This window comes from Acidovorax sp. 1608163, from assembly GCF_003669015.1.
GTDB lineage: Bacteria > Pseudomonadota > Gammaproteobacteria > Burkholderiales > Burkholderiaceae_C > Acidovorax.
Genome location: NZ_CP033069.1, coordinates 3531118 through 3543008, shown reverse-complemented (window position 1 = coordinate 3543008; position 11891 = coordinate 3531118). Strand labels below are relative to the sequence as shown.

Sequence of the window (11891 nt, the reverse complement as noted above, 5' to 3'; positions counted from 1 at the left end):
GAGATGACATGATGAAACTGTGGTCTGTGGTTTTGGTGGCGCTGATGGCGGTGGTCCATGTGGACGCCGAAGCCAAGCGCATGGGGGGTGGTAAGTCCGTTGGACAGCAATCGAGCAACGTGACCCAACGCGAATCGTCTGGCGGCGCGGCACCTGCCCAGAACGCCACAAACAACGCAGCCGCTGCCAAGCCTGCCGCACCGGCGGGCGCAGCGCCTGCTGCCGCAGCGCCCAAGAGGCCTTGGGGCGCCATGCTGGGCGGCTTGGCGGCAGGCTTGGGCCTGGCGTGGCTGGCCAGCTCTTTGGGCCTGGGTGCCGGGTTCGGCCAGTTCTTGATGATTGCACTGCTGGCCTTGGCGGCGGTTGCGGTGATTGGCATGGTCATGCGCGCTCGCCGCTCGGGTGCTGCCAGCCCGGCAGGTGGCGCACCGTTCGCCTTCCAAGGTGCGGGCGCTGGGGCTGCCACACCGGCAGCGGCCCAGGTCCCCAACACCTACCGCCCTGAGAACGTGGGCAACGACGCGTCGGCCCGCCCCTGGGAGCGCAGCAGCATGGCCTTTGATGCCTCGCGCCAGGCCCAAGGCTCTGGTGTGGTGATCGGCTCTGGCCTGGCAGGCTCGCAAAACTGGGGCGTTCCAGAAGGCTTTGACACCGACGGTTTCCTGTCGGCCGCCAAGCGCAACTTCGTGACGCTGCAAGCCGCCTGGGACCGCTCTGACATTTCCACGCTGCGCTCGATGATGACGGACAGCATGCTCGAAGAAATCCGCACCCAACTGGCCGAGCGCGAGTCGCAGCGCGGTGCAGAGCCCAACCACACCGATGTGGTCATGATCGAAGCGCAGTTGCTGGGCATCGAAGAAATGGACGACCGCTACATGGCCAGCGTGGAGTTCTCCGGCATGATCCGTGAAGAACTCTCGGCAGGCCCCAGTCCCTTCCGCGAAGTCTGGAACATGACCAAGGGCAAGACTGGCAACAGCGGCTGGCTGGTGGCTGGCGTGCAAGCTCTGCAGTAAACGCGCAGGGTCATCCCAGTTCAGGGAATAATCGGGGACTATGGCAACACAGTCCCCTTTTTCATTTCTGGATGGCATTTTTGACCGCGTCACTTCTGGGCCGCAGCCTCCGCAATGGCTGGTCCACGAAGTGCATCAGCGCGCCGTGCTGTTCATCAACCACGTTCTGATGCAAGAGCCCGAGGCCATGGAGCGCCTGCGCCGCCAAAAGGGCCGCGTTGCGCGTGTGCAGTGGCGCCACTATTCCATGGCGTTGCTGGTCACACCTGCCGGGTTGTTTAACCTGGCGGGCGAGGGCGATACCCCTGATCTGCGGCTGGAGGTGACCGAGCTGTCGCCGCTGGCCTTGGCCCAAGGCGCCTTGCGGGGCGACAAGCCCGCCATTCGCATCGAGGGCGATGTGCAACTGGCGGCAGAAATCAACTGGCTGGCCGACCATGTGCGCTGGGATCTGGAGGAGGACCTGGCCCGCTTGATGGGCGATGCGCCCGCCCACCAGCTGTGCAACGTGGCCCGGCGCGCCGCACAGGCGCTGCGCCAGTTTGTCGGGGCCCGCGTGTCCCAGGGTGCCGTGGTGCCCGCCTCTGCACCAGACGGCGTGGACCGGGCCGCGGCATGAAGCGTTTTTTGCGCGGCTGCACCATCTTGTGGGTGGTGTTCCGGTACGGTCTGGACGGTTTGGTTCTGGACAGCTTTCAAAAGCCCGGTTTGCGCTGGTTGTCGCGCATGCTGTCGTTTGGGCGCAAGCTGGACGCGCCGCGAGGCCAGCGCCTGCGCGAGGCGCTGGAGCAACTGGGCCCCATCTTCGTCAAGTTTGGCCAGGTGCTCTCCACCCGGCGTGACCTGTTGCCGCCCGACATTGCCGACGAACTGGCATTGCTGCAAGACCGGGTGCCGCCGTTTGACCCCAACGTGGCCATTGCCACCATCGAGCGCGCTTTTCGCAAACCGGTCGATACCGTGTTCACCTCGTTCGAGCGTGTGCCTGTGGCCAGCGCATCGATTGCGCAGGTGCACTTTGCCACGCTGATTGACCGCGATGGCGTGCAGCGCGAGGTGGCCGTCAAGGTGCTGCGCCCTGGCATGCTGCCTGTGATTGAAAAAGACCTGAGCCTCATGCGGATGATGGCGGGCTGGGTCGAGAGCCTGTCGGCCGATGGCAAGCGCCTCAAGCCACGCGAGGTGGTGGCCGAGTTTGACAACTACCTGCACGATGAGCTGGACCTGGTGCGCGAGGCGGCCAACGCCGCGCAGCTGCGGCGCAACATGCAGGGGCTGGATCTGGTGCTGATCCCTGAGATTTTCTGGGACTTCTGCCACCCTGAAGTGATGGTCATGCAGCGCATGAAGGGCGTGCCCATCAGCCAGGTGGATCGCTTGCGCGACGCGGGGGTGGACATTCCCAAGCTGGCGCGCGATGGCGTCACCATCTTCTTCACCCAGGTGTTCCGCGATGGGTTCTTCCACGCCGACATGCACCCAGGCAACATCCAGGTCAGCCTGGAGCCTGAAACCTTTGGGCGCTACATCTCGCTGGACTTCGGCATTGTGGGCACGCTCACCGAGGTGGACAAGGAATACCTGGCGCAGAATTTTGTGGCGTTTTTCCGCCGCGACTACAAACGCGTGGCCGAGCTGCACATTGAAAGCGGCTGGGTGCCGCCCGAGACACGGGCCAACGATCTCGAATCCGCCATTCGGGCGGTGTGCGAGCCGTATTTTGACCGCCCGCTCAAAGAGATTTCGCTGGGCATGGTGCTGATGCGCCTGTTCCAGACCTCGCGCCGGTTTCATGTTGAAATCCAGCCCCAACTGGTGCTGCTGCAAAAAACCCTGCTCAACATCGAAGGCCTGGGCCGCCAGCTGGACCCTGAGCTGGACCTGTGGAGCACGGCCAAGCCCTTCCTGGAAAAGTGGATGCTGGAGCAAATGGGGCCGCAGAGGCTGTGGCGCGATATGCGTGCCGAGGCCCCGCATTACGCCAAGCTGCTGCCCGAGCTGCCCAGGCTGCTCCACGACTTTTTGCGCCGCCGCCCCTCCGAAGAGCACACAGCCCTGCGAGAGCTGGTGGAGACCCAGAAGCGGACCAACCGCTTGCTGCAACTGATCTGCAGCGTGGGCTTGGGCTTTGTGCTGGGTTTGCTGGCCATGCAGGTGCTGGTGCGCATTCGGTTGTTTTAAGTCCCGTTTGCCGTGGGCAGATTCCAGGGGCCCTGCGGGGCCCCTGGCACCACTTTCGCTTAGGTTTTTCTTTCCTCCAACGTCCGCGACATCAAGGAGCATGCCGTGCTGTTGACCCTGGTCATCGTCTATCTGCTGATCACTATCGCCATTGGCCTGCTGGCCGCCAGGCGCGTCAAGAACGCGGCCGATTTCGCCATTGCCGGGCGACATTTGCCGCTGTACATGATCATCACCACCACGTTTGCGACCTGGTTTGGGTCGGAAACCGTGCTGGGCATTCCGGCCAAGTTCATTGAAGGGGGGCTCGGCAATGTGGTCGAGGACCCTTTTGGTGCAGGCTTTTGCCTGATTTTGGTGGGGCTGTTTTTTGCGGGACGTCTGTACCGGATGACCCTGCTGACCATCAGCGACTACTACCGCGAGCGCTTTGGCCGCACGGTGGAGGTGGTGTGTTCGCTGATCATCATGCTCAGCTACCTGGGGTGGGTGTCCGCTCAGGTGACGGCGCTGGGGTTGGTGTTCAACCTGCTTTCGGGCGGGGCCATCAGCATCTCGGTAGGCATGGTCATTGGGGTGGTGTCCATCTTGGCCTACACCCTGTTTGGTGGCATGTGGTCCGTGGCGGTGACCGATTTCATCCAGATGATCATCCTGGTGGTGGGCTTGGCCATCATTGCCGTGTTTGCGGGCAACATGGCTGGCGGCGCCGGCAAGGTGCTGGAGTTCGCCTCCAGCCGCGAGCTGTTCCGCTTCCTGCCCGAGCCCAAGTTTCACGACATCGCGTTTTTCGTTGCGGCCGCCATCACCATGATGTTTGGCTCCATTCCGCAGCAAGACGTGTTCCAGCGTGTCATGTCGGCCAACAACATCCAGGCCGCCACGCGCGGCCCCGTGATTGGTGGCATCTGCTACATCCTGTTTGCCTTTGTGCCCATGTTTCTGGTGGCCAGTGCGTTGATCATCATGCCGGGCGAAACCGCCGAGCTGCTCAAGGACGACCCGCAAAAAGTGCTGCCCATGCTGGTGTTGTCCAAGATGCCTTTTGTGATGCAGGTGCTGTTCTTTGGCGCCTTGCTGTCCGCCCTCAAATCCACCGCCTCGGCCACCTTGCTGGCGCCCAGCGTGACGTTTACCGAGAACATCTGGCGCCAGTTCCGCCCGCACGCGTCTGACCGCCAGCATCTGCTGACCATGCGCGTCACCACACTGGTGTTCAGCCTGTTTGTGCTGGCATATGCGATTTACATGCAGGGCACGCCCATCTATGAACTGGTCTCGGGCGCCTACCAGGTGCCTTTGGTGGGGGCGTTTGTGCCCCTGGTGTTTGGTTTGTATTGGAAGCGTGCCACTACCCAGGGGGCTATTTTTGCCATTGTGCTGGGGTTGCTGACCTGGCTGCTGTTCTTGGCAACACCCGCTGGCAAGGAGTTTCCGGCCCAGTTGGCAGGCGTTCTGGCCGCCCTGGTGGGCATGCTTGCGGGCTCGTTGGGCCCCCAGGCCATTCGCAACAGCCATGCGGGGCACCACCGCGTGGTGGGGGTGGAGTGACGCCCAGAGCCTGGCGAGGGCTGTGGCGCAGAGACGCCCGCCTATAATTAAAGGTTTTGCACTTTCCCTCAACGCTCTGACATGCCTATCTACGCCTACAAATGCGGCTCCTGCGGCCATGCCAAGGATGTGCTGCAAAAAATCTCCGACGCGCCGTTGACCACTTGCCCCGCTTGCGGAGCAGAAGCCTTTTCCAAACAAGTCACTGCCGCGGGCTTTCAGCTCAAGGGATCAGGCTGGTATGTGACGGATTTTCGTGGCGGCAGCGGTGGCAGTTCTGCCCCTGCCCCTGCGACCGAATCCAAGTCCGATGCCGCAGCGCCTGCTGCCAGCGCGCCAGCGCCTGCCCCCGCAGCTGCTCCTGCCCCTTCGGCAGGCGGCGGTGGCTCCTCTTCTTCGACCTGACAGGCCGCCATGTCCGCCTTGCGCAAATGGCTGTTCACCGGATTGCTGGTCATCGTGCCCGGCGTCATCACCGCGTGGGTGCTGAACTGGATCGTCAGCACGCTGGACCAGACGCTGCAAATCCTGCCCGGTGCGTGGCAGCCAGACAAACTCCTGGGGATTCACATCCCAGGGTTTGGCGTGCTGCTGACGCTGCTGATCCTGTTGGTGGTCGGGGCTGTAGCCAGCAATTTTGCAGGACGCAAACTGGTGCAATGGGGCGATGCCCTGGTACACCGCATTCCGGTGGTGCGCTCCATTTACTCCAGCGTCAAGCAGGTTTCTGACACCCTGTTTTCAGAAAGCGGCAACGCCTTTCGCACCGCCGTGCTCGTGCAGTGGCCGCGCGAAGGGGTCTGGACGATTGCGTTCATCACTGGGGCTCCCAATGGTGAAGTCGCAGCCTATTTGCGCGACGAGTTTGTGAGCGTGTATGTGCCCACCACCCCCAATCCCACGGGCGGTTACTTCGTCATGCTGCGCAAGAGCGATTGTGTGGAGCTCGATATGAGCGTGGATGCCGCGCTCAAGTACATCGTCTCGATGGGGGTTGTCGCGCCAGCCGACCCCAATCAGTTGCCTCTCAAATAATTTTCTTTTCATTCATTGCGCCACAGCGGCGCCGGAAGTAATGCCATGGCCATGCGCTCCCACTATTGCGGTCTTGTGACCGAAGCCCTGATGGGCGAAACCGTGACCCTGTCGGGTTGGGTGAACCGCCGCCGCGACCACGGTGGTGTGATCTTCATTGACCTGCGCGACCGCGAAGGCTACGTGCAGGTGGTGTGCGACCCTGACCGTGCCGAGATGTTCAAGACCGCCGAAGGCGTGCGCAATGAGTTTTGCGTGCAGGTCAAGGGCCTGGTGCGCGCCCGCCCGGAGGGCACGACCAACGACAGTCTCAAGAGCGGCAAGATCGAAGTGCTGTGCCATGAGCTGAATGTGCTGAACCCTTCGGTCACACCTCCGTTCCAGATGGACGACGAGAACCTGTCGGAGACCACCCGCCTCACGCACCGCGTGATGGACCTGCGCCGCCCGCACATGCAGCGCAACATGATGCTGCGTTACAAGACCGCGATCCAGGTGCGCAACTTCCTGGACAAGGAAGGCTTCATCGACATCGAAACGCCCATGCTGGGCAAGAGCACGCCCGAAGGCGCACGCGACTATCTGGTGCCCAGCCGTGTGCACGATGGCCAGTTCTTCGCGCTGCCCCAGTCGCCCCAGCTGTACAAGCAGATGCTGATGGTGGCGGGCTATGACCGCTACTACCAGATCACCAAGTGCTTCCGCGACGAAGACCTGCGTGCCGATCGCCAGCCCGAGTTCACCCAGATCGACTGCGAGACCTCGTTCCTGAACGAAGAAGAAATCCGCGCCATCTTCCAGCGCATGATCACCGAGGTGTTCCAGACCCAGTTGGGCGTGGACCTGGGCGAGTTCCCGATCATGACGTACCAGGACGCGGCCTACCGCTTTGGCTCGGACAAGCCCGACCTGCGCGTGAAGCTCGAATTCACCGAGCTGACCGACGTGATGAAGGACGTGGACTTCAAGGTGTTCTCGGGGGCCGCCAACATGAAGGGCGGCCGTGTGGTGGCCCTGCGCGTGCCCGGTGGCTCGGTCGAAGGCGGCGGCATCAGCCGTGGTGAGATCGATGCCTACACCGAATTCGTCAAGATCTACGGTGCCAAGGGCTTGGCCTACATCCGCGTCAATGAGCTGGCCAAGGGGCGCGACGGCCTGCAGTCGCCCATCGTCAAGAACATCCACGACGCTGCGCTGGCCGAAGTGCTCAAGCGCTCGGGCGCACAAGACGGTGACTTGCTGTTCTTCGGTGCCGACAAGGAAAAGATCGTCAACGACGCCATTGGCGCGCTGCGCATCAAGATCGGCCACAGCGAATTCGGCAAGAAGAATGGCCTGTTCGAAAACCGCTGGGCGCCGCTGTGGGTGGTGGACTTCCCGATGTTTGAACATGACGAGGAAGAAAACCGCTGGACAGCCGTGCACCACCCCTTCACCAGCCCCAAGGATGGCCACGAGGACCTGATGGACACCGATCCAGGCAAGTGCATTGCCAAGGCCTACGACATGGTGCTCAACGGCTGGGAGCTGGGCGGTGGTTCGGTGCGTATCCACCGTGCGGATGTGCAGGCCAAGGTGTTTGCGGCGCTCAACATCGGTCCAGAAGACCAGCGCGCCAAGTTTGGCTACCTGCTGGACGCGCTGCAGTACGGCGCTCCTCCACACGGGGGCCTGGCATTTGGCCTGGACCGCCTGATCACGTTGATGACCGGTGCCGAGTCCATCCGTGACGTGATTGCCTTCCCGAAGACACAGCGTGCCCAGGACCTGCTGACCCAGGCCCCTTCGCCTGTGGACGAGAAGCAACTGCGCGAGCTGCACATTCGCCTGCGCAACCTGGATGCTGCCAAAGCCAGCTGATAGGACACAAACCAAGGCCTGTTGCATGCAGTAGCAGGAACCCAAGCGGCACAGGCGTTGGTCTGGGCCGCTTTTTCGTTGGAGCCTACCTTTTCGATTCAGGGAGTAAGAGATGAAAAAAAACGTGCTGTGCCGCCGTGTGGGTGTCCGTCTGGTGGTGTTGGCCGCAGCCCTGGCTCTGGCCGGCTGTGGTGAGAAGAAAACCGAGCTGGGCGAGGGCGGCTCGGTGGTTTCAGGGTCTGCAGGCCCTGCCGGCGCCAAGGGGGCAGACAAGTCGCTCACGCAGTGCGATGCCCCGGTGGCGACGCTGGCCCTGGCAGAGAACCCGAACGGCTACACCGTCTCCAGCAGCTACCACCTGCCCGCGTCGCCTGTGCCCCTGATTCGGCTGATCGCCCAGCAAAGCGGCTGCTTTCGGGTGGTGGACCGTTCGGCGGGCCTGCGCGGCACGGTGCAGGAGCAAGAGTTGAAAGACGCGGGCATCCTGCGGCAAAAGTCCACCGTGGCCAAAGGGCGCGGTTACGAGGCCCAGTACACCCTCATCCCCAGCCTGACGTTCAGTGAGCAGGATGCGGGCCGCAGCATTGCGGGGGTGATCGCCATGATTCCGGTGCTGCGCGACATTGCCGGGCTGATCGGGCTGGCAGAGCAGGTCAAGCTCAAGGAGGCGCAAACGGCGCTGCTGCTGACCGACAACGAAACCACTGAACAAGTCGCTGCCGCCACGGGCTCGGCCCGCACCACGGACCTGGGCGCCGCCGGTGTTCTGTTTGGCCGCCTGGGCGGTGGGGCGGGTGCGGGCTGGAGCAACACCAACGAAGGCAAGGTGATTGTCGCAGCCTTCCTGGACTCGCACAACAAGCTGGTGGCCCAGGTGCGTTTGCTGCAGGCCAAGGAGTTGCCGCCCCCCGTGGCGGTGAAGAACCAGCGCTGATGCTGGCCCCAACGGTTTGTACAGAACTGCCTGCCCCGATGGCCGCCATGCCCGCCCAGGATTCGTTCAAGATCCCTGAATCGGTCTTGGTGGTGATCTACACCCCCATGCTGGACGTGTTGATGGTCCAGCGCACGGGCACCGAGGTGGGTGTGGAGCACTGGCAGTCGGTCACCGGCAGCAAAGACCGTTGGGACGAGCCGTGGCACGAGACGGCAGCGCGCGAGGTGCACGAAGAAACCGGCATGGACGTCGGCGCGCCCGGTTGCAGATTGACCGACTGGCAGCTGGAAAACCACTACGACATCTGGCCCCAGTGGTTGCACCGCTATGCGCCTGGGGTGCAGCGCAACCGCGAGCGGGTCTTTGGCCTGTGTGTGCCGGTCGGAACGCCGGTGCGGCTCAACCCGCGTGAACATGTGCGCTGGCAGTGGCTGCCTTGGCTGGAGGCTGCCGACTTGTGTTTTTCAGCCTCCAACGCGGAGGCTTGCCTGTGGCTGCCGCGCTTCGCAGCCCAGGTGCGGTGACACGGCCTGGCTCCGCTTCAACCGGGGCGCAGCCTGAGCTTGTCCAACGGGTCCGCCTCGCTCCACTGCGCTGCGGGGTCTTCCGCCGGGGCCTGGGCGGAGGGCATGCTGTCTGTGCGTGGCCGCGCCGCCCCTTCGGCATCGCCCGACGATGAGCGTGTGCGGATGACCACGCCGCCTGGGTGCCGTTCGCTGTCTTGCCCCAGCACCGCGCGCGTTGGGGCCGTGCCGCAGCGGGCACGCAATGCGTCAATCTCCTGCTGAAGCTCGTCGCTTTCTTCAATGCGCTCGCGGTGTCGCAGCAGCACCTGCTGCGACATGTCCACCAGTTTGGAGTTGAGTGTCTCGCCTCCGTGCCGGATCAGATTGCGCACAGCGCCTGCGGCATCGCCGGACAGGCTGCGGGCCATGGCCTTTTCGGCCCTTTTGTTGATGTGCTGCAGGCACTCGCGCACGCTGTCTGCATAAGGGGGGTACAGGTTGCAGGCATTGGCCATCAACTCGCAGAGACCCCGTGTGTTGGCGTAGCGCATGCCAATGGCATTCACCCACATCGGTCCCTCGTCCAGCTCAATCGACGTGGTGGCCAGCACGGCCAGCAGGCTGCCCAGGTTGCAGGCCGCTTCAAAGTCGAAACTGCTCTCCATGATTTCCAGCGCCATCTGCTTGACCGAGGCCACGGCCTGGGAGAACTGGCGCTGCTGGATGAGCTGCAGGGTGCGGGAAATTTCGACAAACCGCAGGATGCGCGGGCTGTTGGTGTTTTCGTGGCGCTCGAGCAGGCGCGCAAAGTCCGCCATGCAGCGCTCAATGCCCTTGCGGTCGTTGTCGGCAAAGTAGGCGAACGTGAGCAGCACCAGCGACTGGCAGTCAAACAGCTTGGAATCCAGCCCCAGAATGGCCGCCCGCGACAGCACCCGGGTGGCGGTGGCCCGCTCGCCCATGTAGTACGACATCATTCCCAGCTTTTGCAGGCGCACCACCGAGTCCGGGGTCAGTTCGCTGGCAACGCGGTAGGTTTCGATGGCCTCGCTGAAGTGCCCCAGCTCCACCTGCGCGCGGCCTAGCACGTCGTAGGCATCGGCAAACGATGCGTCTTCGCCAATCAGCCCTTGCAGAGTGGTGATGGCGCGCTGGGCCTGGCCTGACTCAATCTGCGCGCGCGCCACCCCCAGCTTGGCCCAGGGCAGGGCACGCGCTGCAATCACGGCTTCGAACAGGGTGCGGGCCTCGGCGTGGCGGCCCAGGCGCAGCAGCAGCTCGGTGCCGATGCGCGCGGCATACAGCCAATACGGCTGGCGCGCCTCAAAGCGCTCTGCGCACAGGCTGGCGGCCAGCTTGAAGTCGTCTTGCTCAATGGCGTCGAAGATGGGCTTGAGGTGGACTTTGCGCAGCCGCGCCAGGCTCATGCGTTCAAACAGGGCGCTGGGCGTGAAGGGCTTGAGCAGGTAGCCGTCCAGTGCGGACTCGGCCGCCTCGGCCACGGCGGCGTAGGACGCTTCGGCCGTCACCATGAAAAACACGGTGGAGAACGGCAGCAACTGCGCGCGGCGCAGATCGTCCAGCAGGGTCTGGCCCGAGTGGTTGGATTCGGTGAAGTACTGCTCGCACAGCACGTAGTCAAATACGGTGTGCTCCAGCCGGTTGCGGGCATCGCGCACGCGGCTGCACTGCACGATCTTGCTCACCCCGTATTCGCGCAGCTGGGCCACCAGGATGCTGCGTGACGTGGCATTGCTGTCAATCACCAGTGCCTGGCTGTCCTGAGGGTCCTGATCTTTGCCTGTGGCCATCGGGGGTGCTGTCTCGCAAATAACGGTCCGCTGAAATCGCGCGTTCACCTCTGCCACTGCGAACGGCACGAGCCAAAGGCTTTGTTTCCGCCGCTTGCTCGTGGCGCAGCCACTGGGTTGTGTTTAAGCACACGGCCTGTGGGTGAATTGCGGCTAGTGTATGCCCACTTTGGTGGCTTTGCGGATGCGGGAAAGCCCGTTGATGCGCTCTGCGCGGCGCCGTTGCGACACAATCAGCGCCATGGATCACACCGACATCTTGCGCGTAGCCACGTACAACATCCACAAAGGCGTGCAAGGCCTGGGGCCCGCGCGACGGCTGGAGATCCACAACCTCGGTCTGGCCGTGGAGCAACTGGACGCCGACCTGGTCTGCCTGCAGGAAGTGCGCAAGCTGCACCGGCGCGAGCAGGCCTACTTTCACCACTGGCCCGAGCTGCCGCAGGCCGACTTTCTGGCCCCCGAGGGCTATGAGGCCGTGTACCGCACCAATGCCGTGACCAAGCATGGCGAGCACGGCAACGCGCTGCTGACGCGCTGGCCCGTGGTGGGCCACCAGCATGAAGACATCTCTGACCACCGCTTTGAGCAGCGCGGGCTGCTGCATGTGCAGGTGCAGGTGCAGGGGCGGCCGCTGCATGCCATCGTGGTGCACCTGGGGCTGATTCCCGGCAGCCGCGTGCGGCAGGTCGAGCGGCTGCAGCAGTTCATTGAGCGCGAGGTTCCCCGCAGCGAACCCGTGGTGGTGGCGGGAGACTTCAACGACTGGGGCCCCCAGCTCAAGCGCATCCTGGCGGGGTACGGGCTGCACGAGTTCGATGCCCCCGCGCCTACACCTACCCGGCGCGGTTGCCGCTGGCGCAACTGGACCATGTCTACGTGCGGGGCCTCACGCCCCTGGGCCTGCATGTGCCGCGTGGCCGCATCTGGTGGCGCATGTCAGACCACCTGCCGCTGATCGCTGAATTCAAGCTCTGACCCCGTGGCCCTG

General features: G+C 63.5%; 10 protein-coding genes and 1 pseudogene. 10 read left to right on the top strand and 1 reads right to left on the bottom strand.

Features of this window, described 5'->3' with window-relative positions; genetic code table 11:
- Positions 1–8 precede the first annotated feature (8 nt).
- The 9 genes from EAG14_RS15725 (at position 9) to nudB (ending at position 9107) form a co-directional block, all read left to right on the top strand.
- A complete protein-coding gene (locus EAG14_RS15725; RefSeq protein ID WP_121729450.1) occupies positions 9–1019 on the top strand; it encodes a Tim44 domain-containing protein in 1011 nt (336 codons plus the stop codon).
- Positions 1020–1059: 40 nt separating this feature from the next.
- The gene (locus EAG14_RS15720; RefSeq protein ID WP_099658292.1) at positions 1060–1638 is read left to right on the top strand and encodes an SCP2 domain-containing protein; all 579 of its coding nucleotides are present in this window, start codon (positions 1060–1062) and stop codon (positions 1636–1638) included.
- Positions 1635–3200, top strand: coding sequence for a ubiquinone biosynthesis regulatory protein kinase UbiB (gene ubiB / locus EAG14_RS15715; RefSeq protein WP_121729449.1), 1566 nt, complete (start codon positions 1635–1637; stop codon positions 3198–3200). Before EAG14_RS15720 ends, ubiB begins: the two co-directional genes overlap by 4 nt.
- Before the next feature lie 105 nt (positions 3201–3305).
- The gene (locus EAG14_RS15710; RefSeq protein WP_121729448.1) at positions 3306–4751 is read left to right on the top strand and encodes a sodium:solute symporter family protein; all 1446 of its coding nucleotides are present in this window, start codon (positions 3306–3308) and stop codon (positions 4749–4751) included.
- A gap of 81 nt (positions 4752–4832) precedes the next feature.
- A complete protein-coding gene (locus EAG14_RS15705; protein WP_099658295.1) occupies positions 4833–5156 on the top strand; it encodes an FmdB family zinc ribbon protein in 324 nt (107 codons plus the stop codon).
- 9 nt (positions 5157–5165) lie between these two features.
- Positions 5166–5786 carry a DUF502 domain-containing protein gene (locus EAG14_RS15700; RefSeq protein ID WP_099658296.1) on the top strand — a complete coding sequence of 207 codons (621 nt, stop codon included), beginning with the start codon at positions 5166–5168 and terminating at the stop codon, positions 5784–5786.
- A gap of 45 nt (positions 5787–5831) precedes the next feature.
- Entirely contained in the window at positions 5832–7646 is a 1815-nt protein-coding gene (aspS, locus tag EAG14_RS15695) for an aspartate--tRNA ligase (RefSeq protein ID WP_099658297.1), read from the top strand.
- Between the two features lie 112 nt (positions 7647–7758).
- Complete coding sequence (locus EAG14_RS15690; protein WP_121729447.1) at positions 7759–8580, top strand: CsgG/HfaB family protein; 822 nt, start codon at positions 7759–7761, stop codon at positions 8578–8580.
- A 38-nt stretch (positions 8581–8618) separates the two neighbouring features.
- Positions 8619–9107 (top strand): dihydroneopterin triphosphate diphosphatase, encoded by a 489-nt coding sequence (gene nudB, locus EAG14_RS15685; RefSeq protein ID WP_121729446.1) that lies wholly within the window; start codon positions 8619–8621, stop codon positions 9105–9107.
- Positions 9108–9124: 17 nt separating this feature from the next.
- Here the strand turns inward: nudB and EAG14_RS15680 are convergent, their stop codons facing one another.
- Positions 9125–10900 (bottom strand): response regulator, encoded by a 1776-nt coding sequence (locus EAG14_RS15680; RefSeq protein WP_121729445.1) that lies wholly within the window; start codon positions 10898–10900, stop codon positions 9125–9127.
- A gap of 241 nt (positions 10901–11141) precedes the next feature.
- On the opposite strand from EAG14_RS15680, the pseudogene EAG14_RS15675 reads away from it, so the two are divergent.
- Positions 11142–11878: pseudogene (locus EAG14_RS15675) on the top strand (endonuclease/exonuclease/phosphatase family protein).
- Positions 11879–11891: the final 13 nt, after the last annotated feature.

What these genes read in the sequence shown, in the direction of transcription:
- EAG14_RS15680 (WP_121729445.1), bottom strand. Translation starts at nt 10,900, where the DNA reads ATGGCCACAGGCAAAGATCAGGACCCTCAGGACAGCCAGGCACTGGTG.
- EAG14_RS15690 (WP_121729447.1), top strand. Translation starts at nt 7,759, where the DNA reads ATGAAAAAAAACGTGCTGTGCCGCCGTGTGGGTGTCCGTCTGGTGGTG.
- EAG14_RS15700 (WP_099658296.1), top strand. Translation starts at nt 5,166, where the DNA reads ATGTCCGCCTTGCGCAAATGGCTGTTCACCGGATTGCTGGTCATCGTG.
- EAG14_RS15725 (WP_121729450.1), top strand. Translation starts at nt 9, where the DNA reads ATGATGAAACTGTGGTCTGTGGTTTTGGTGGCGCTGATGGCGGTGGTC.
- nudB (WP_121729446.1), top strand. Translation starts at nt 8,619, where the DNA reads ATGGCCGCCATGCCCGCCCAGGATTCGTTCAAGATCCCTGAATCGGTC.
- EAG14_RS15705 (WP_099658295.1), top strand. Translation starts at nt 4,833, where the DNA reads ATGCCTATCTACGCCTACAAATGCGGCTCCTGCGGCCATGCCAAGGAT.
- EAG14_RS15720 (WP_099658292.1), top strand. Translation starts at nt 1,060, where the DNA reads ATGGCAACACAGTCCCCTTTTTCATTTCTGGATGGCATTTTTGACCGC.
- ubiB (WP_121729449.1), top strand. Translation starts at nt 1,635, where the DNA reads ATGAAGCGTTTTTTGCGCGGCTGCACCATCTTGTGGGTGGTGTTCCGG.
- aspS (WP_099658297.1), top strand. Translation starts at nt 5,832, where the DNA reads ATGGCCATGCGCTCCCACTATTGCGGTCTTGTGACCGAAGCCCTGATG.